Origin of the sequence: Marinobacter sp. LQ44, from assembly GCF_001447155.2 — a bacterium.
Classification (GTDB): domain Bacteria; phylum Pseudomonadota; class Gammaproteobacteria; order Pseudomonadales; family Oleiphilaceae; genus Marinobacter.
On sequence record NZ_CP014754.1, the window covers coordinates 111991 to 132639 of the forward strand.

At 57.4% G+C, this 20649-nt stretch carries 16 protein-coding genes; 12 read left to right on the forward strand and 4 right to left on the reverse strand.

Going from position 1 to position 20649, the window contains the following annotated elements:
- Positions 1-2 precede the first annotated feature (2 nt).
- The 4 genes from ASQ50_RS00505 to dinG are packed head-to-tail and all read left to right on the forward strand — an operon-like array spanning position 3 to position 6097.
- Complete coding sequence (locus tag ASQ50_RS00505; protein WP_058089683.1) at positions 3-1490, forward strand: DUF3336 domain-containing protein; 1488 nt, start codon at positions 3-5, stop codon at positions 1488-1490.
- Between the two features lie 12 nt (positions 1491-1502).
- Complete coding sequence (locus ASQ50_RS00510; protein WP_058089684.1) at positions 1503-3200, forward strand: ExeA family protein; 1698 nt, start codon at positions 1503-1505, stop codon at positions 3198-3200.
- 3 nt (positions 3201-3203) lie between these two features.
- Entirely contained in the window at positions 3204-3917 is a 714-nt protein-coding gene (locus ASQ50_RS00515; RefSeq protein ID WP_058089685.1) for a general secretion pathway protein GspB, read from the forward strand.
- The gene (gene dinG / locus ASQ50_RS00520) at positions 3917-6097 is read left to right on the forward strand and encodes an ATP-dependent DNA helicase DinG (RefSeq protein ID WP_058089686.1); all 2181 of its coding nucleotides are present in this window, start codon (positions 3917-3919) and stop codon (positions 6095-6097) included. The genes ASQ50_RS00515 and dinG overlap by 1 nt, the downstream gene beginning before the upstream one ends.
- Positions 6098-6343: 246 nt before the next feature.
- Here the strand turns inward: dinG and ASQ50_RS00525 are convergent, their stop codons facing one another.
- A complete protein-coding gene (locus ASQ50_RS00525) occupies positions 6344-9067 on the reverse strand; it encodes a LuxR C-terminal-related transcriptional regulator (protein ID WP_058089687.1) in 2724 nt (907 codons plus the stop codon).
- Between the two features lie 214 nt (positions 9068-9281).
- Between ASQ50_RS00525 and cysB the strand changes: the two genes are divergently transcribed.
- Positions 9282-10259, forward strand: a complete 978-nt coding sequence (gene cysB, locus ASQ50_RS00530) for an HTH-type transcriptional regulator CysB (RefSeq protein WP_058089688.1) — start codon at positions 9282-9284, stop codon at positions 10257-10259.
- A 69-nt stretch (positions 10260-10328) separates the two neighbouring features.
- Here cysB and ASQ50_RS00535 read toward each other — a convergent pair whose 3' ends face one another.
- A complete protein-coding gene (locus tag ASQ50_RS00535) occupies positions 10329-11054 on the reverse strand; it encodes a phosphoadenylyl-sulfate reductase (protein WP_058089689.1) in 726 nt (241 codons plus the stop codon).
- Positions 11055-11301: 247 nt separating this feature from the next.
- Here ASQ50_RS00535 and thrH point away from each other — a divergent pair, with 247 nt between their 5' ends.
- Complete coding sequence (thrH, locus tag ASQ50_RS00540; RefSeq protein WP_058089690.1) at positions 11302-11916, forward strand: bifunctional phosphoserine phosphatase/homoserine phosphotransferase ThrH; 615 nt, start codon at positions 11302-11304, stop codon at positions 11914-11916.
- A 45-nt stretch (positions 11917-11961) separates the two neighbouring features.
- Here the strand turns inward: thrH and pabB are convergent, their stop codons facing one another.
- Positions 11962-13323: an aminodeoxychorismate synthase component I gene (pabB, locus tag ASQ50_RS00545; RefSeq protein WP_058089691.1), complete on the reverse strand. Its 1362-nt coding sequence runs from the start codon at positions 13321-13323 to the stop codon at positions 11962-11964.
- 173 nt (positions 13324-13496) lie between these two features.
- Between pabB and ASQ50_RS00550 the strand changes: the two genes are divergently transcribed.
- Positions 13497-14075, forward strand: coding sequence for a hypothetical protein (locus ASQ50_RS00550; protein ID WP_058089692.1), 579 nt, complete (start codon positions 13497-13499; stop codon positions 14073-14075).
- A gap of 170 nt (positions 14076-14245) precedes the next feature.
- Positions 14246-15058 (forward strand): DUF6160 family protein, encoded by an 813-nt coding sequence (locus ASQ50_RS00555; protein WP_058089693.1) that lies wholly within the window; start codon positions 14246-14248, stop codon positions 15056-15058.
- 137 nt (positions 15059-15195) lie between these two features.
- Here the strand turns inward: ASQ50_RS00555 and ASQ50_RS00560 are convergent, their stop codons facing one another.
- Positions 15196-15810, reverse strand: coding sequence for a hypothetical protein (locus ASQ50_RS00560; RefSeq protein ID WP_058089694.1), 615 nt, complete (start codon positions 15808-15810; stop codon positions 15196-15198).
- Positions 15811-16047: 237 nt separating this feature from the next.
- Here ASQ50_RS00560 and ASQ50_RS00565 point away from each other — a divergent pair, with 237 nt between their 5' ends.
- The 4 genes from ASQ50_RS00565 to ASQ50_RS00580 all read left to right on the forward strand — a co-directional run bounded on the left by ASQ50_RS00565 (position 16048) and on the right by ASQ50_RS00580 (position 20641).
- Positions 16048-17073, forward strand: a complete 1026-nt coding sequence (locus ASQ50_RS00565; RefSeq protein ID WP_058089883.1) for a DUF58 domain-containing protein — start codon at positions 16048-16050, stop codon at positions 17071-17073.
- On the forward strand, positions 17070-19160 hold the full coding sequence (locus ASQ50_RS00570; protein WP_058089695.1) for a DUF3488 and DUF4129 domain-containing transglutaminase family protein: 2091 nt from the start codon (positions 17070-17072) through the stop codon (positions 19158-19160). The genes ASQ50_RS00565 and ASQ50_RS00570 overlap by 4 nt, the downstream gene beginning before the upstream one ends.
- On the forward strand, positions 19153-20184 hold the full coding sequence (gene holB, locus ASQ50_RS00575) for a DNA polymerase III subunit delta' (RefSeq protein WP_058089696.1): 1032 nt from the start codon (positions 19153-19155) through the stop codon (positions 20182-20184). The genes ASQ50_RS00570 and holB overlap by 8 nt, the downstream gene beginning before the upstream one ends.
- 106 nt (positions 20185-20290) lie before the next feature.
- A complete protein-coding gene (locus tag ASQ50_RS00580; RefSeq protein ID WP_058089697.1) occupies positions 20291-20641 on the forward strand; it encodes a PilZ domain-containing protein in 351 nt (116 codons plus the stop codon).
- The last annotated feature ends 8 nt before the right edge of the window (positions 20642-20649 follow it).

Genomic DNA, 20649 nt, shown 5'->3' on the forward strand with positions numbered 1-20649 from the left:
AGGTGATCAAGGACCCCAGGATAGCCCGATTCCGCAAGCTGTTGGCGGAAGCTCCCAATTATGAACAGTGGAAGGCCGCCGCGCTGGAACTGGATTTTCTGGAAGGCAACGCGGAGTGGAAGGAAGACTTTGCGTCTGACCTTTACCACTATGAGCTGATCTATGACCGGCTCAGTAACATCAAGCAGTATCGTCAGCAGAACGACTTCGAGCGCTTGAAGCGAGCGCTCCGGGAAGGCCTTCACCATGACCTTGGCAACATGGGCAATCCCGCGCTTTACACCCGTTCCCGGGTTGGCACCAAGCACCTGATTGAGGAATACATCACCCAGGTGTGCGAGGCCCTGGACTACCTGTGTGACCATCCGGTACCCGGTTTTTCCGTTTACGACAAGCTCCAGTTTTTCAGAGACACCCTGACCAGTTATGGCCGGCCAACGTTGTTGCTCAGCGGTGGCGCCAGTCTGGGCATGTTCCATTTCGGGGTGATCAAGGCGCTCTGGGAAAAAGGTCTGTTGCCGCAGGTGATTGCGGGGTCCAGTATTGGCGCCATCATTGCCGGTATACTCGGCGTGCATACTGACGCGGAAATCCCGGAAATGCTGGTGCCCGAGAACCACAACCTCAACGCGTGGAAGTGGCGGGGGATTTTGAGCGCCATGCGGGGTGATGGCCTGATGGATCAGGAAACCCTGAAGAATTGCCTGCGGGCAAACATCGGCGATTACACGTTTGAGGAGGCTTACCAGCGCACCGGGCGAAGCATCAATATCAGTGTGTCGCCGGTACAGACGCATCAGAAAGCACGATTGATGTGCGGTTACACCTCGCCATACATTCAGGTATGGAGTGCTGCGCTGGCCAGTGCGGCAGTGCCGGGAATTTTTCCTCCCGTTACCCTGATGAAAAAAGACCTTTACGGCAATTCGCTGCCCTACATGCCCCGGTTGAAGTTTGTGGATGGCTCGGTGGTCAGCGACCTGCCCATTGAGCGGTTAGTCCACCTGTACGATGTGAACTTCACCATTGTCAGTCAGACCAATCCCCATGTTGTGCCGTTCCTCAGCCAGCAGAGCCGAGAGGAAAAACTGTCCTTGGGCAGATTGCCGATGCATCTGGTGAAGTCCGAGATTCAGTTCCACGGCCAGGGTGTGTTCGATTATCTGAGAAAGCGGGTACGCCCGGAACTGATGCGGCAAATGGCTGGTCAGATGTATACCATTATGGCCCAGCGCTACTCCGGTGATGTGACGATTGCGCCCAGCTATGCATTCCGGGACTTCCGTCGTATGCTGTCGAACCCCAGCCCGGAGTATGTCCGTGAGATGATTCTGGCCGGGGAGCGCGCAACCTGGCCGAAAATTTCGATGATTCGCTCCCACGCACGAATTTCCAAAACGCTTGAACGGTGCGTTCGTCGCCTGAAACAACAGAACCGCAAGGCCGCTGAGTTACGACTGGTCAGCGGAGCCGACAAGGCTAAACCCTGATCCTGAGGAACCATGTACTACGATTTTTTCGGCTTTAGGGAACCTCCGTTTTCAATCGCACCGGACCCTCGCTACCTGTACCTGAGTGATCGCCACAAGGAAGCCTTGGCGCACCTGATGCACGGCGTGCAGGGGCAGGGCGGGTTCATTGTCATTACCGGTGAGGTGGGGACCGGCAAAACCACCGTGTGCCGCTGTTTTATCGAGAATGCCCCCGAGCATGTCGATATTGCGCTGATTCTCAACCCGCGGCTGTCTGCCCGGGAACTGTTGTCTTCGATCTGTGACGAGCTGGAAATCGACCATGCGCCGGAAGCGACGATCAAGCACCTGGTGGATGGCATCAATCAGGACTTGCTCAAGGCTCACGCTGCGGGCCGTCATAAGGTTCTGATCATTGACGAAGCCCAGAACCTGTCGGCCGAGGTGCTGGAACAACTGCGCCTGCTTACCAACCTGGAAACTGCCGAGAAAAAGCTGCTTCAGATTGTTCTGCTGGGCCAGCCAGAGTTGCAGGACATGCTGGCACTGCCGGAATTGCGCCAGCTCAACCAGCGTGTGACTGCCCGATATCATCTGGATGCCATTGAGCAGGCAGACCTGCCGGCCTATCTTCGTTACCGCTTGAGTGTAGCCGGGCTGCGTGGGGATATTTTCAGCCCGGCCGCTGTCCGGAAACTCTACCGCCAGAGCCAGGGGATCCCTCGCCTGATCAATCTGATCAGTGATCGCGCGTTGCTGGGAGCCTATGCTGAAGGCGAACACCAGATTACCGTCGACCACATCCGACAAGCGGCCCGGGAAGTCCACGGCAACAGCCGCCTGAAGGCCACTGCGGGCGGTAGGGATGTTTCCCGCGCCGGTCATCTGTTGTTGCTATCGGCGTCGATTCTGGTGGCGATCATCGGCACCATCTGGCTGTTCCAGCTGCCGGTCACCGAGCAGACCCTCGCCGACGATCTCGAAGCACCTGCCATCTCTGGCATCATCGAGCGTGTCGGTGATCCGGTGGTGGCTGAGCCTGAGCCCGACACGGAAGAGCCGGATACACTTCCGGAGCCAGCGGAAGCCGATGTAACGTACTTTGAATTTGACCGCCATACTCAGGCTCTGAGCGAGGCGTTTACTCAGCTTTTCGGCGTTTGGGGCGAAGAGTATGACGCCCGGCAGTTTCCGGTTGCCTGCGATTACGCCCGAAGCGTTCGCCTTGGCTGCCTGGAACGGCAGGGCAGCCGACGAAGCCTGGAGTTTCTGGATCGCCCGGCGATTCTGCACCTTCGCAATGGTCGAGGCGACACGGGCTATGTGGTGCTGCGATCTCTGGAGGGTGATACCGCCAGTATCGAGTTGACGGGTGAAACCCGGGAAATCCCGTTTCGTCAGTTAGAGCAGTATTGGTACGGTGATTTCAGGGTGCTGTGGCGAATGCCGGAGTATATGTCGGGTGATGGCTTTTTTGCCGGCACGTCTGGGGCGCAGCTATGGATGGGCGCGCGGATGATGGAACTGGCAGATCGGTTATCGCCGAACCATACCGAAAGCGCCCGGGTAAAGCGCCTGGCCACCGAAGAACAGGTGCGCTGGTATCAGGAGGCCAAAGGGCTGACGGTGGATGGGATTGCCGGGCCGATGACCATTATCCAGATCAATAATGACCTGGGCACGAACGTTCCCCGGCTGGTGACGGCCCGTGTGGCCAATAGCGGGTAGGCTATGTCATATATTCTTGAAGCGTTGAGAAAATCCGAAGCCGAGCGGAGACAGGGCAAGGCGCCAGACCTGGGGCAGCAGGTGCAGATGGTCTATCGGCCCAAGAAGAAACCGCTATCGCCCGTCATCTGGGTGGTGCTCGCGCTTTTGCTTAATGCTGCGCTGATGGCCTACCTGTTCTGGCCAGCGCAGCCTTCGGTGGAGCCGCCAGCGGCAGACACACTGACAGGGGCTCGGGGAACACCACCACCCGCAGAACCGGATGCTGTGGTAACCCAGCAGCACGAGGTGGCCCCGGAAACTGTGCAGGTGGAGGCTACGCCGGAGGTTGAGCCAGCCCGGGGAGCGGTTACAGCGCTTGAGACGGCAGACGAGCCGCTGGTTGAATCCGGCAACGAAGCTCCGCTGGTGATCGTTCCAGATCAGTCCGTTCGGGAAAGGGTGTTGACGCCAGCGGACTCTCAGGGCAGAGTGCCGCACCTGGTAGAACTACCGCTGTCGTTTCAAAAGAGCGTTCCTGATTTGACCTTCAATAGCCATATCTATTCGTCCGACCCCATGGCCAGCCGGGTAATGATCAATAACCAGTATCTTCGCCCCGGAGACACCTTTGCCAGCCTGGTGGTTGAACGTATTACCGAAGATGGCGTGATTCTCAGCAAATCTGGCCAGCGTTTTCGGGTGGGCACGGTACGAGACTGGGTGAGCCCCCGATAATGGCGCTGACCGACGACGTCAAACACCAGATCCAGCAGGCCTATCGTGATGTGTTGGCCGGCAAGGACATACGTGCCCGGTATGGCCAGCGGCTGATGATCGCGGAGATTGCCCGTTACATGGGTGAAATCACCGACAACGACGGCCAGCGCACCTCACCGCCGGCGGCTTGCGTAGTGGAAGCAGGAACCGGTACCGGCAAAACCCTGGCGTACCTGATTTCGGCGATACCCGTGGCCAAGGCCCTGGGTAAGACGCTGGTGATCTCCACGGCAACCGTGGCCCTGCAGGATCAGATTGTCCTGAAAGACCTGCCGGATCTTCGTAAACACAGCAAGCTGGATTTCAGCTGGACCCTTGCCAAGGGGCGGGGCCGCTATCTGTGCATGTCCCGCCTGGAAGCCCGGTTACACGACGAAGGGCACGGCGACAGCGATACCATGCCGCTGTTCCTTCTTGATCAGCCTATGGACGACGAGGCAGCAAGCCGAATCACCTTTGAGAAGATGCTTGCCACCTACGGTTCCCGTGAATGGGACGGCGACCGTGACCACTGGCCCGAGCAAATTCCTGATGACATCTGGCGCCAGGTGACCACCGACCACCGCCAGTGCACCAATCGCCATTGTGCCTACTTCGACAGTTGCGCGTTTTTCGATGCCCGCAAAGACCTGGATGACGCCGATGTGGTGGTGGCCAACCACGACCTGGTGCTGGCCGATCTTGCCCTCGGCGGCGGAGCCATCTTGCCGGAACCGGAGAACGCCCTGTTCATTTTTGACGAGGCGCATCACCTTCCGGATAAAGCACTGAACCATTTTGCCGCGTCGGTGCCGTTAAACTCCACACGGCAATGGCTGAAACAGTTGTCCCAGGCTCTGGTAAAGATGCAGCCCTGGTTGCCAGGCGGCTCCCAGGCGGCCAAGGCGGTTGAGAGAATCAGCACTTCTGGCCGTGATCTGGATCTTGCCCTTGGCAGGGTTTACGAAGAGGTTGAACAGAACACCGGTTGGGAATTCAACGATGAACGGCGCAGCGCCCAGTGGCGTTACCCGGATGGTGAACTGCCGGAGGCGGTTGCAGAGTTGGCGGCGGAGACCCGGATTGTTACCGCCGGCCTGGTTCGGCACCTGGGTAACCTGGTGGATGAACTGCAAAGTGCCTTCGATGAGCGAAAAGACCCGGAGCTGGACCGGGACACCGCCGATTCCTGGTATCCGGTGATTGGCGCTTTCCATAGCCGGGCTGAGGAACAGTTACGCCTGTGGGCGGCCTGGTGTGAATCCGGGCCAGCTGTTCCGCAAAACGAAGAGCAGGCGGAAGCCGCGCCGGTGGTGCGCAAAGGTCCACCGTCTGCCCGCTGGGCCGTGCGCCAACGTTGGGACCATGCGGAAGATATTACCCTGTTCAGCTCACCGGTGCTGGCGGACAACCTGTTGTATTCCCGCCTGTGGTCGCGGGTCTATGGCGCCGTTCTGACCAGTGCCACACTGACGGCCCTGGGCCGTTTCGACCGTTTGCGTTCCCGGGCGGGATTGCCAGAGGCCAGCCGTTATCTGGTGGTGCCCAGTTCCTTCCGTTATGGCGAGATGGCCACGGTGGAAGTGCCGGCTATGGCTGCCATGCCAACCGATGATGGCTTTGCCGAGGCGCTGATCAAGCGGCTACCAGATCTCTGGGCCGGTGAGAAGGCCACCCTGGTTCTGTTTACATCCCGCCGGCAAATGCAGCAGGTGAGGGATGCCCTGGCACCGGATTATCCCGAGTTGATTCTTACTCAGGATGACATGGCCAAGAACGAGGTGTTGAAAACGCACTGCTCTCGTGTTGATGAAGGGCGGCCCAGTGTGCTGTTCGGAGTGGCCAGCTTTGCCGAGGGTATCGACCTGCCCGGAAAGTACCTGCACCACGTGGTGATCACCCGCCTGCCGTTCTCAGTGCCGGACGACCCGATCGAGGCGAGTCTGGCGGAGTGGGTAACCCAGCGCGGTGGCAACCCGTTTATGGAAATCACCGTGCCGGATGCCTCCGTCAAGCTGGTTCAGGCGGTGGGGCGGCTGTTGCGCACCGAGCAGGATACCGGGAGGGTAACCATTCTGGACCGGCGTATAGTGGCACGCCGATACGGACAGTTGCTGCTGGACGCACTGCCGCCGTTCCGGCGAATCATCGAGCATTAATTCGGGTCTTGCCCATAAAAAAAGAGCCAGCCCGAAAGGGGATGGCTCTTATCGAAAGGGGTTCAAACGAACCCGGGCGTCGAAACAACGCGGAACAAGAAGTCTGAAGGCCTGAAGTTCAGAATTCTCGGTAAGGCGTTAACCTCACCATGGTTGAATAATAGGGCTTAACGGGGCGTAAATGGATCGTCCAAAGGGCGTAGTGAAGAGGCTTAATTCTCGAAAAGTGTGACGCACATCACACGTTTATTCGCGGAGCACTTTCAGTTCCCGTGCCCGGGCCAGGGCTTCGGTGCGCCGGCTAACGCCGAGCTTGCCGTACAGGTTCCGGATATGGGCTTTGACGGTGGCGGGCGCCACCGCCATCCTGGTGGCGATGTCCTTGTTGGCCAGCCCCTGATTTATCAGCAGCAGTACTTCCTGTTCTCTCTGGCTCAGGGGTTCGGCCAGCCCGTCAGTTGTTTCAGAGGGCTGGTCCGATTGGGGCTTGGATAGGGCAATGTCGGCGTTTCCGGATAGCTGGTCTTTCAGCATGGTCAGCAGTTCACGGTTCCAGCGCCCGGGCGTTCGTAGTCGGGGGCAGTCCAGCAGCATGGCCCGGATGCTGGGGCTTTCTTCCGCAAACAGCTTCAAAAAAACCGCGTTTTCGGCCCGATCCAGCGCCCGCTCCAGCATGACGGCGGCTTCCTCAGTGCGATCTTCCTGCGCAAGGGCATCGGCATACACTAACAGGATCTCCACCAGATGTCGGTTATGGGCGTTGCGTTCTGCCACCGGAACCAGTGCCGATAAGGTTTCCTGCGCTTTCTGGTAATCCTTGAGGGCTACCTGCACCCGGGCCAGCGCGATCTGGTTCTGTTCCCGGTTCAGGGGGTTGGTGGCTGGTGTTTCCAGGGCCGCCTTCAGGGTGGTCATGGCTTTATCAGCGAGGCCCAGCGCAAGGTAACAACGGGCCAGAAGGGCCGAAGCGGCAGGTGGATCAAACAGGATGTGGTCACGGCGCTTGCTGCCAACGGCGACAGCGTCTCCCAGCAATTCGATGGCTTCTTCGAGTTCACCTTGGCTGAACGCAAGGTGGCCGCGTACGTACTGGATGACAACATGTTGTCCGGGCTCCGTACCTTTCTCCACATGTTCGAGCAGCGGAGACAGGTAACTGGCGGCCAACTCCGGCTCATTGCGTTCACGGTAGATTTCGGTCAGCGCGCTGTTCTGCCAGCAGGATATCAGCCGTGGCTGGCTTGGGTCTGCAAAATGTTCATCTACCCAGTTGCGTACGCGGGTGGTGGTTTTCAGGGCCAGTTCCGTGTCACCTCGGTTGTACTGTATCCAAGCTAACAGGCCGCCGGAGGATAAAGCCGTGCTGGCTTTTCGTTCTATCTGGCCGTAATGCACGGCAGACTCCAGCGCTTCCTCGGCGTCGTTAAGCTCACCCTTCCCGAAGTAATCGAGACCGAGACCGTAATAGGTGACGGATTTCAGTGGTATCTGGATCTGGTCGATGTCCTTGAGTACCTGGCGGGTGAGGTCTGACGCATTCTTTTCGTCATTCCTGCTACGGGCAAGGTAAGAACGCACCAGAGATATTTCGCTATGGATGGCCAGTGCGCCCTCGGCATCCGGGTGGGAATCGGCAACCCGTCGGTCGAGCAGGTCTTCAACTTCTGTCAGCAGGGGTTCCAGGCCCTCAACACGGTTGGCGAAGAACAACCCCCAGATCCTGAGCATCTGCAGTTGTGGGCTGTCAGCCAGTTGCCTTGGCGGTATGGTGTCCAGCCAGGCCAGTACCGGCAGGTGATAACCACCGTGAATCAGGTTGTTACCATGCTCGGCGAGCACTCGTGCCAGGCGGTCGGTGTCATTCTGGCTGACGATCTGGGCAATACCTTCCTGCACCTGGCCGTGGCTGAGCAACCAGTCAATGGTGCGTGACTGCAGTTCTATCGCCCGTTGTGGATCAATCGATTCTATCCGTTGGAGCAGGGCCTCGCGAAACAGGTCGTGGTAGCGGAACCACTGGTTGTGTTTGTCCAGGGGGATCAAGAACAGGTTTAGGGAAAGCAGGCGAGCAAGGATGTCCTGGCTGTCATCCCGCTGGCGAACGGCATTGCACAGGGAGCTGGACAGGCGCGGGCAGTAGGCGGTGTCGAGCAGAAATTCGGTTAGCTCGTCCGGGAGTTGGTGCAGCACTTCGGTAAGAACATAATCACTGATCAGCGCACCATCTGGTGTGCCAATACGCTTTTGGCCGGAGTGGCTGGATTCCAGGGCTTCGGTCTTACCCGCCAGGGCAGAGAGCTGCATGGCGGCAACCCAGCCCTCGGTGCGCCGGCAAATGGTGCGGATCTCCTGTTCAGACAGGTTCATTGCCATGGTGTCCTGGAAGAAGGCTCTGCATTCGTCTTCCGAAAACGCCATCAGTCCCGGATGAATATCCTGAACCTGCCGCCTGACTCGCCATCGCGCCAAAGGCAGAGGGGGTTCTGTGCGGGAAGCAATGGTTACCAGGACCCCCGGGGGCAGGTAGTCCATGCACCAGGCCAACTGGCGGTGGATGCCGTCGTTGCTGATCACATGGTAATCGTCCAGGACCAGGTGCCAGGGATTGCGGTCTTCGGCCAGGGCATTGACCAGCCCGGTAATGGCGGCGGTCAGGTTGTCGCCCTGCTGCCGGGACAGCTGCTTTTCGCAATCTTCAAGCCCCATCAGCCCGGCGTGCTTGAAGGCGCCAATCACATACTGCCAGAACTGCACCGGCTGGTCGTCATGCTCGTCCAGTGACAGCCAGGCGGTACTGGCACTGTTGCGGGCGCACCATTGGCTGGCCAGGGTGGTCTTGCCAAAGCCGGCGGGCGCCACGATCAGGTTCAGCCTTTTACCTTGCTCCGGTTCCAACAGGGCGTCCAGCCGGTGCCTGCGCACAGCTCTGGAATCGGGTGTTGGCCTTAGAAATTTGGTGGTCAGTAGCATGGCTTCCCGGGGTCAGGGCATGGTCGTTACCGGATTGTGTGCTTTGTCGCACACAAGTCAAGAGCTGCGGTGACGCAAAGCGTTGGTGGGGCAGCGAATCCTGGTAATTGGTCTACACTGAATACAGATTAAATTGTATATCCAAAAAGAATGAAAAAATAAATTCTTATGCGTATTATCGAGTAAAAGACTCATCCAGGGAGCGACAGACTCAATGAAATTACAGCAGCTGCGTTATATCTGGGAAGTGGCGCACCACGATCTGAACGTCTCCGCCACCGCCCAGAGCCTTTTCACTTCCCAGCCGGGTATCTCAAAACAGATTCGGTTGCTGGAAGATGAGCTGGGGCTGGAGGTGTTTGCCCGCAGCGGTAAGCATCTGACCCGTATCACTCCCGGTGGCGAGATTATCATCCGGGAAGCCGGTGAGATACTGCGCCGGGTGGAGGGCATCAAAAAGATTGCCCAGGAGTTTAGCAATCAGCGCAAGGGCGACCTGAGCATTGCCACCACCCACACTCAGGCCCGCTACGCCTTGCCACCTGTGATCAGTGGTTTCATTGAAGAATATCCGGATGTTTCTCTGCACATGCATCAGGGCACGCCGATGCAGATTTCCGAGATGGCGGCCAATGGCGCCGTGGATTTTGCCATCGCCACTGAGGGCATGGATCTGTTCAATGATCTGATCATGATGCCTTGCTACAAATGGAATCGCTGCGTAATCGTGCCCAAGGATCATCCGCTGGCAAAAGGGCAGGAGCTGACCCTGGAAGAGCTGGCGGAGTATTCCCTGGTGACCTACGTCTTTGGTTTTACCGGCCGGTCCAAGTTGGATGAGGCCTTCCAGTCCCGTGGCCTGACACCAAAAGTGGTGTTTACCGCTGCCGATGCCGACGTGATAAAAACCTACGTAAGGCTGGGGCTCGGGGTCGGGATTATCGCCAGCATGGCGTTTGATCCAAAAGTGGATACCGATCTGGTATCGCTGGATGCCAGCAAACTGTTCCGGCCTTCCGTCACCCGAATCGGGTTTCGAAAAGGGACCTTCCTACGTGGTTACATGTACGATTTCATGCACAGGTTTGCGCCACACCTGACCAAAGACATGATCGATAACGTGGTTGCGCATCAGGGCAGTCGCACAGAAATCCAGGAATTGTTCAAGGATATTGAACTGCCGGTTTATTGAGGTTCTGAATAACAAAAAAGCCCGCCGTCCGTGATGACGTGCGGGCTTTTTTGCGAGTGTGAAATGAGGTTAGCCTGATTTGCCGATCAGGTTGCCCGCATGCAGGCCACATTCCTTATGGGTAGCCTCTTCCCACCACCAGCGGCCTTCCCGCTCGTGCTGGCCCGGCAGAACCGGCCTGGTGCACGGCTGGCAGCCGATGCTGACGAAGCCTTTTTCGTGCAGTGTGTTGTAGGGCGCCTCAGACATCCGGATGTAATCCCAGACCTCTTTCGAGCTCCAGTTCGCCAGCGGGTTGAATTTCACCAGAGTCTTGTTGTCGCTGGAGAAAGCTGAATCAACCTGAACGACCGGTACGTCGTTTCGGGTACCGGGGCTCTGATCCCTGCGTTGCCCGGTAATCCAGGCATCAACGGTCGCCAGTTTCTTGCGCAGAGGATTGACCTTGCGAATGCCGCAACATTCGGAATGGCCATCTTCGTAGAAGCTGAACAGTCCTTTGCGGTTCACCATGTCCTGAACTTCACCGGCATCCGGGAACAGCACTTCAATTTCGATGCCGTAATGGGTTCGCACCCGTTCGATGAAGTCGTAGGTTTCCGGGTGCAGGCGCCCAGTGTCCAGGGTAAACACTTGCAGGTTATCGGTTAGCTTGTGGGCCATTTCGATCAGCACCACATCTTCGGCGCCGCTGAATGAAATGGCGATGTTGTCATAGCGTGCCAGCGCCGCCTTGAGGATAGCCCGGGGGCTTTGGCCTTCGAGCTCGGCGCGGAGAGATTCAATATCAGTCATGTTGCTCCAGGGGGCTTTTTCCACTGTGCGATCAACGGGGTGATCAAACGCGTGATCCAATTTATATTAAAGGCTACCACCAAATGCCTCATAGCCTGAAGGAATGAGCATCTATATCTTTATACCTTGCTAACAGCGACGAAGTGGGGGATTCACGATGCATTCCTGCCAGGATTTTCATATCATACGCCCCAGGCAGCCCGGTCCTTAGTGGTCCGGCCCATTATCACTTTTTCAGGAGACCGTTGTGGAACTCGCATGTCTTGACCTTGAGGGCGTACTGATCCCGGAAATCTGGATCGCATTTGCAGAAAAAACCGGCATAGAGGAGCTCAAGGCAACCACTCGGGATATTCCTGACTACGATGTGCTGATGAAGCAGCGCCTGCGCATCCTGGATGAGCACGGCTATGGGCTGCCGGAGATTCAGGAAGTGATCAGCACTCTGGACCCACTGCCCGGCGCCCGTGAATTCCTCGATTGGCTGCGTGAGCGGTTTCAGGTGGTGATCCTGTCGGATACCTTCTATGAATTCGCCATGCCCCTGATGAAAAAGCTGGGATATCCGGCACTGCTGTGCCACAAGCTCGAAGTGGCGGAGAATGGTCAAATCACCAACTACCTGCTGCGCCAGCGTGATCCCAAACGCCAGTCAGTTCGCGCTTTCCAGTTGCTGAATTATCGGGTGATCGCTGCTGGTGATTCCTACAATGACACCACCATGCTAGGCCAGGCAGAAGCCGGCATTCTGTTCCATGCACCGCAGAATGTCATTGACGAGTTCCCGCAGTTCCCTGCAGTGCACAATTTCGATGATCTGCGGCAGGAATTCCTGAAGGCCAGCGCTGTTCATACGGCCTGATTTTTAGACGCTCTGACCCGCGCTACCGTTAGCTGGTAACTCGGGTCAGGGTTTCAGTTCCTCCAAGAAGTGCATCAACGGTTGTACTTTGGCCAGGGTTTCCTGGTATTCAGCTTCCGCCTCAGAGTCGGCCACGATGCCACCTCCGCCCCAGCACCTCACGGTTCCATCGGGTTCGCAGAGCAGGGTGCGAATTGCAATACTGCTGTCCAGATGGCCATCAAGACCGTAATAGAACACTGAGCCGCAGTAGGGGCCTCGCCAGTGCGGCTCCAGTTCGGCAATGATTTCCATGGCCCGGATTTTAGGAGCGCCGGTAATGGAACCTCCCGGGAACGCATCAAATAATGCCTGTAACGGGCTGATGCCAGGTTTCAGTGTGGCTCGAATGTGGCTAACCAGGTGATGCACGTTGCGGTAGGACTCAAGGGCAAACAGCTCATCAACACTGACCGAGCCGGGCAGGGCATGAACGCTAAGGTCGTTACGAAGCAAGTCCACAATCATCAGATTCTCGGCCCGGTCTTTCTCGGAGGCCAGTAGCTCCCTGGCCAGGGCTTCATCCTGTTCAGGGTTCTCGCCCCTGGCACGGGTGCCCTTGATGGGGCTGGTTTCGATGACGCCATCGCGGATAGCGAGGAATCGTTCCGGTGATACCGAAACCACGGTATGACCCCGGAAGCGCAGAAAAGCCGCATAAGGCGTCGGGTTGGCGTGGCTGAGCGCGCTGAAGGCGGCCCAGGGGCTGCCCTGATATTGTCCCTCAAACGATTGGGACAGATTGGCCTGGTAGCAGTCACCGGACTGAATATAGTGCCTTACCCGATTAACCCTCTGCCGAAAATGTTCAGGTGTTTGCGTTGGGCTGAAATGGCCGGTTATCAACCAGGGCTGAGGATCTTCGGTTACAGGCTGTTCAAGCCAATCGGCCAGCTTTTTTTCCACAGAAGCGGGCAGTTGGGGATGGACCCATAGATAGCACTCGCCGCTTTCCAGGTTTTCACTGGCCATCCACAGGTAAAGCCCGGCGAAAAACAACGGGTAGCGGAGGTCACTGGCCAGTCTGTTTAGCCTTGGCTCCCTGGCGTAGCCGAACTCGTAGGCAACGCTGCCAATCCAGCCGCCCGCGAGCGGGCAGGGTACCTCGGCATCGGTGATTCCGGGTTGCCGGTAGGTGTCTGCCAGTGCCTCCAGTTCACCGGCCAGGGCGGGCGTGTTGACTCGTTTGTTTGGGGTGCTGTCGATGACGGCCTGCTCCACGGCAAGACAGCTGAAACCCCGGGCGTCACCTCGGCCCCCCGATGACGCCTGGCTGCCGAGAAAAACAAAGTCCGGTTGCTGCGAGGCATGGGCGCAGAGCTGATTGTACTGTTGCCGGGTTACGGGCTGGCAGAGAGGAAAGGCCAAGATACCTCCGTTAAAAATTGGAAGAATGATACACGATGCACAAAACGGCCGTTGTCGGATCAGGACAGGCGCTGATCTAATGGTTATACGGAGCCGATTAGCCCGGAGCGTATTTTACCGGGTTTTGCCGCCCGTGAACTGAAAATCCATAAAACAAGAACGGAAGTTGTCCTATGTCTCGCTTCAGAAAGCACGCACTTGCCGCCACGATCAGTCTTTTTGCCCTGGGTGCGACCTACTCGCTGGCGGAGGGGTTGCCGCAAGGTGGTCCCTTGTCTGACGGAAAAATTTCGGAGGATGAGTTGGGTGTGGTTATTCTCAGCGCGCAGCAGCAGCTGATTCGGTTGTCAGAGGCGGCGACAGAAGAATACCAGTCAGCCATATTGGAACCTGGTGCAAATACGCCGAAAGCCTGGATGTTGATGAAGGATGGTGAAACCGTAAAACGGATCAATATTGATGCCCACGCGGCTGGCATGCCTGCGGCCGCTCAAGTAAAGATGTATCGGGCCGCCATCAAGTCGATCGCTCAGAGAGGACAGATAAACGCAGCAGCCATCCTCTACACGGGTAGGGTTAGTGAAGAGAACGATACCGAAGTTCTTGTCATAGAGCATGAGCACCGTTTAGGAGTGTCATCAAACAAGGTAATTGGTTACGAAATTCGCAACGGAGCGATTTCCTGGGCCGAGCCAGTTTCCCAGGAGAAGCCGTTTGAGTGGTTCTACCAAAGTAAAGGTGGGCAGTCCTGAGCAAAATGCGAACTCATCGATACTTGTTTCTAAATGTAATTGTAACGTAAAGGACTGTGAATGGAGTCACGGACTAGGACTGTAAAACAATCTTAAATGGACCTGTGGAGTAAAGGACTTCACTTAAAAAACTCACACAAGAATAAAATGAGTTTCACAAGGAGATAATAATGAAAGGCCTGAAGAAAATTGCTCTGGCAACTGCCGTTGCCGCTATGCCGTTCGCTGCTCACGCTGACCTGAAAGCCCTTGACGATACCGCAATGGGTAACGTTACTGGCCAGGCTGGTGTGACCATTGAACTGGAAACCAAAGTCAGCATCGGTCAGTTCGTGTATACCGATGAAGGTAGCTTCACTGTGAACGATATCGTTCTGGGTGGTTCTGGTGTTGCTGGCGGTCCTGGCTCCGATCTGTTGGACGATCTGTACATTGACATCGATGTAGAGGCTGATGGTGATGCAGTCATCTCTGTTCACTCCATCTCCGGTGCCCCGATCGACTGGGGTATGACTGCCAGCTCCATGGAACTGGTAGCCGCTGATGGCAGCGAGAGTACTACACTGGTTTCTAATCTGAGTGGCTACGGTGCGCTGGGTCAGCTGGACATCCGTGTTGATACCGCGACCGATACCCTGAATCTGGACGTTGCATTCAACGTGCAGCAGATGGACTTCGATGTTGAATTCCTCGGTGTTGGTATCCGTGACATGGCTATCATGGGTGGCAACTTCTTTGAAGAAGTTGCGGCTAATGGCCAGCCAGTCAGCGCAGCCGGCCTTTTCGCCGTTGCTAACGTAGATGTTTACAAAGGCGATGGTCTTGGTGCATCCACTATGACTGACGTCTTGCGTATCGACATCAACGACATCACCATGGACATGTCCATCGGTGCGATCGAGATTGGTGGCGCGTCCATCGGTTCCATCGCCATGGATAACCTGACCATCTCCGACACTCGTCTGGCTGTTTACGGTCACTAATCCGACCTGAACACCTGAGTAGGTGATGAGCGCCCCGCATTGCGGGGCGTTTTTAGTTAGTCAGAAAAAATCTGGCCAAAATAAAGCGGCGACCCGAAGACGGTCGCCGTTTTATTTTTAAAGATGAGGGCTCTGAATCAGCGGTCTGGCACCTGAATGGACAGATCGAATCCGCCGCCGGGTCTTGGGGTTAGCTGGATTGGCCCCTCGTTGATGCCGTGGGGAATATCAATGCGATCAATGCCCGGAGGATTGCCGATGCTGAAGTTCAGGTTCTGCCCGTCAAAACCAATTCCCAGCTGGTCGTTAAGAAACGTCTGGGTGAAAGGTTCATCCGGTATTTGTGGCTGCTGACCGAAAATCAGCTGTGGAATCGTCTCGGCAAAATTGGCCGGGGGTTGTGCACGGGCCAATTCCTCGGTTGGCAGCAGGAGAGCTCTGCGCAGGAACTCCTCCTCGGCGCTGCTCAATGCGTCTGATTTACCATCTTCCATATAGCGCTGGAGCGCTTCGCGGTAGGCTTCTTCCTCGGCTTCACTCAATACCGGTTCGCCGGGTGAGATGGTCAGCGCTCTGATGATGCGCTGGCGATCCGCTTCGGTCTTTTGCTGGTCTCTGGGCACGACAATGACAGCGGAGTCCTGAACATAGGTTTCCACCATTTCATCCGATGTCATCGTCTGAACGCCGGCCATGGCCGGAGCGGAGAGCGAGACAGCGATGGCCGTTGCAAGCAGTGTTGGGCGTGTCATGGCATAGCCTCTTGCGTTACCGGATCAGTTCAGAGGCGCGGCTGAGACTACAATATTCAGTCAATACGCTTCCTTATCGGAGTATTCGGTTTGTCTGACAGTTTTTCAACCGAAAAGTGCCTGGTCTGTGATCAGAATCCGCAGTTGGACAGTAAAGCTTTATGGGTGGCCGGATAATGTGGTTTGATGCGTGCCGGTAACGGGTGAACTTTTGAGGAAGAATGCGGCCTGATGGGCATGATAACGCGAAAACTCCGGCAACGATGGCAGCACTGGATTAACCGCAGGGTTCCCCGTGCAGACAGCCAGACATTCAGTCAGAAAAACATTTTCATCCTGCCAACCGGTGCCGGGGTGGTCTTTGGTGTTCTGCTGCTGATCATGCTGATCACCGGTATCAATTACCAGAACAGCCTCATTTACCTGTTGACGTTCATTCTCGGGGCCCTGTTCGTGGGCGCCATGCATCAGACCCATCGCAATCTCTCGGGGCTGACGCTCGCGCTTATTCAGCCCGGTGAAGGCGAGGCCGGGGATGATATTCCGTTTCGATTCCGGGTTACCGCTGGCAAGGATAGCGGACTTGCCATTGCGTTGTCGGTTGTGGATTCGAAGCTCGAAGGTGTCCATGTGCCGGCCGGCCAGGCCCGGGACGTTATGTTGCCCATTCCGTCGGCTCACCGTGGTTACCTGCGGCCAGACAAGGTTCGGATTGAAACCCGTTTTCCATTCGGATTGCTCAAGGCCTGGTCCTGGTTGCGCCCAAGCTCAGCCGGTATTGCCTATCCTCGACCATTGACGGCTCCGGAAGTGGTCAGCCAGGTAGATGACGGCAGCGAGGCCCGTTCCTCGGCGCCAGTGGCTGGTCAGGACAATGCCGACCTTCGGCCCTGGCGTGAGGGCGATCTCAGCCAACGGGTCATGTGGAAACGGTTTGCCCGCTCCGGCCAGATGGTGGTTGCCGATTGGGAAGGGGAGCAAGGTAGCCCCCACTGGCTGGATTTCAACGCTTTCCCGGGCGCGGATACGGAACTCCGGCTCAGCTACCTGGCCTGGCTGGTGGCCGACCGGCTACAGAAAGGCGCAAAGTTTGGATTGAACCTGCCTGGGGAGGTGATTGAACCGGACACCGGACCCATCCACGCAGACCGGTGCCTGCGGGCGCTGGCGGTATGGGGCGAGAAACCGCCCAGAGAGCAGGATTCACTGCCATTTGGCACTCGCAAGAGGTTGGACGGTGCGGCGGCAGGAGGTGCCGTATGAGGCGCCTGGCTAATGCGCTCCTCGGCAGAAACCGCAACTCTGAGGTGCCTGCGGATGCCATTCCTGGCACGGCATTGCTCTGGCTGATTGGCAGTTTCGCGTTGTTATTGTTGCCCCAGTGGAACCGATTACCCTGGTGGCTGATTGCCGCCTGCGTGGTGCTGGCCGGTTGGCGCTGGCTGGCCCAGAGCGGCCGGGTGCGATTGCCAGGGCGCTGGTTGCGGACGGGTATTATGCTGGTGTTGATCGGCGTGTATATGGGGACTGTTCAGGGCCGCTTTACCGTTGACACTGCTGCGTCGTTCTTCGTGTTGGCTGTGGGGCTCAAATGGCTGGAAACCCGCTCTGCCCGGGATTTCTATGTGCTGTTTTTTATTCTGGTGTACCTGGCGGCGGTAAATTTCCTGTTCCAGCAGGACATCCTGTGGGCTCTGCTGACATTTGCAGCCATTGCCTGCCTGCTGGTGGGCTTGCAGATTCTCAACGCTCCGGATTTACCCGGTTCATTGAAGGCGGGTTGGAAGCGGCTGGGCCTGTTGATGCTCAAGACTCTGCCGGTGGTTGTCCTGTTGTTTGTCTTCTTTCCCCGTATGGCTCCGCTGTGGAGCGTGCCTCTGGTTTCCGGTGAGGCTCGCAGCGGTATCTCTGACACCATGCGCCCCGGCGATATTTCCAATCTGGCCCAGAGCAGTGAGCGAGCATTCCGCGTAAGTTTTGGTGGTTCAATACCGGAGTACAGGGATCGCTATTGGCGAGGACTGATTCTCGATTACCTGGATCGCGAGACATGGCGGCAGCGGGACCGGGAGCCATTCCAACGCCCGGGCAGGGTCGCCGTGGATGGCGGCGTGGGGCCACTGGCCAGCAACCAATATGATGTGCTGATGGAGCCGACAGACCAACGATGGGCCTTCTCTCTCGAGAATTCCATAGCGGTTTCCGACAACGTATTTGATGCAGGGGAAGAGCTGTTCAGGTTCCGGCGCCCCGCAGACAGTCCCGTGCGCTATCGGTTGGCGATTTCCCCCGGGCAAATCCGGCCAGACAGTGAGCTTTCCCAGGCAGCGCGTGATCGCTACCTGCAATTGCCGGGTAACGGGAACCCGCGGGCACGGGCATTGGCCCGTGAATTGGCGGGGCAGTATTCCCCGGCTCAGGTGGTTAACGAACTCATGCAGCGGTTCCGTAACGAGGAATACTATTACACCCTGCGGCCACCGGCGATGCCCAACGATGGCGTGGATACCTTGCTATTTGAGGAACAGCGGGGGTTCTGTGCCCATTACGCGGGCGCTGCCACCTTCGTATTCCGGGCGGCTGGTATTCCGTCCCGTGTGGTTGTGGGCTACCAGGGCGGGGATGCCGGCGCCGGGGGCGACTACCTGATTGTTCGCCAGTATGACGCCCATGCCTGGGTTGAGGTATGGCTGGAAGGCCAGGGTTGGGTTCGGGTTGATCCAACGGCTGCAATTGCTCCGGATCGCATTGAGTTCGGGCTGCGGGAGGCGATGGCTGAGGAGGGCTCCTTCCTGGAAAACAATCTGACTTCGCCTCATCGGTACGGGGATTTGGCGGTTCTGCAATGGGCATCGCTGCAACTCGACAGAATTAATTACCATTGGCAACGCTGGGTTGTGGGCTATCAGGGTCAAAGCCAGATGAATCTGATGTCCCGGTTGCCAGGCGGCATTGGCATGAAGGAGCTTGGCTACATTACCGCCGGGCTGGTTGGCTTTGCACTTCTTGTGGCTGGGCTGGTGTCAGCACTTTCAATGACACGGGGAACTCGGCAGGATGGCTTCAGGCGTGTTGTCGGATCATGGCACCGGCTGTGTGAACAGGCCGGTGTGCCTGTGCGCAGTGGCGAAACCCCGGTGGTGCTGGCGGAACGCATGGCCGAGGCCCGGCCATCGGTGGCGGAGTCTGCCCGGATCTTTGCCCGGACAGTGAACAGCCATTACTATAGCTCTGCCTCAACCCGTCAGGCTGATGACGATACACGGCGGCTGAGGCGGCTACTGAAAACCATGAAGCGTCAACTCAAACGCAATCAGGAAACCGCATCCCGGATGCCGAAACATGACTGACATCGCACAGGAAATGCCCTGGCTGGCCCGCGCCTGGTCGGCAGTGCAAAGCCGACTGGCACAGGATCGTTTGCCCCACGCATTGCTGGTAGTGGGTGAATGTGGCGTAGGAAAGCGCGCCTGGGCCCAGGCAGTGGCTGGTTTGCTGTTGTGTGAAGCACCGGCCAAATCAGAATCCGGTGCGGCGGTGGCGTGTGGCCATTGCAAGCAGTGTGAGCTGATGGCTGCAGGCAGTCATCCGGATCTGCGGGTTTATACCCCAGAGAAATCGCGCATGGTGAAGGTTGACCAGATACGGGCACTCTCCACGTTTGCTGTTGCTTCGCCCCAGGTTGGTCATCACAAGGTCGCGATTGTTGACCGGGCAGATCAGTTAAACATCAATGCCGCCAATGCGTTGCTGAAAACCCTGGAAGAGCCGCTGCCGGACGTGACACTGCTGCTGTTGCAGGAGAGCGGTCGGCCGGTCCTGCCGACCATTCGCTCCCGTTGTCAGGCGCTGACCATACCCTTGCCGACAGCAGAGCAGGGCGGGCAATGGCTGGCTGCCCGGGTGGCCGAGCTGGACGAGGCAAGCCGGCCGGGCGCCGAGGTCTTGGCCAAAAGCCTGATGCTGGCGGGCAATGCACCCCGATTAGCGTTGGACTACGCAGTAGGTGATTTTCTGCTCCTTCGGGACAAGGCCTTTGAAGCATTCCGCCAGTTTATGAAAGGGCAGATCCCGGTTGGTGAGGCGGCGAAAGCTTTCAAGGCCCTTGGCCTGGACGATTCGCTCTGGCTATTTGAAAGCTGGGCCGCGGATCTGGCGCGTGCCAGTGTGGGAGGCACAGTATCGGACCCGGAAGCGGCGGATATGCTCGGATATCTCGCCAGCAACAATCCACCCTGGAGGGCCCATCAGCTCCTGGACATGGTCAAGGAAAGTCGTAGTGCGGCAGTATACAATGCCAGCCCGGAACTGGAGGCCAGCCAGCTTCTGATTGCCTGGCGGGATCTGATGCCAAGGAAGCGTAAAGCAAGCTGAGCTTTCTTCAATTTCAGCTGCTATGATTGTGAATTGTCAGGAGATTCCTGAAGTATTATGGCAATGTATAACGACACAAGAACTTCCAGCGTAAAAGGTATGTGATATGGGCCCAGGATTTGGCGCGCGCAGCGGCATTCTCACCCTGACCATCAAGGACAAAGCGGTTCTGTACGCCGCTTATATGCCCTACATTCGGCAAGGTGGTCTGTTCATTCCTACCCAGAAGCAATATCAGCTCGGAGACGAGGTGTTCTTGCTGCTCAACCTGATGGACGAGCCGGAAAAGATACCTGTGGCGGGTAAAGTGGTGTGGATTACACCCAAAGGCGCGCAAGGTAACCGTGCGGCAGGTATCGGTGTCCAGTTTAACGGTGACGATGAATCCGCAAGGACCAAGATCGAGTCTTACCTGGCAGGCTCGCTGAGCTCTGATCGCCCAACGCACACCATGTAGGACCCGCT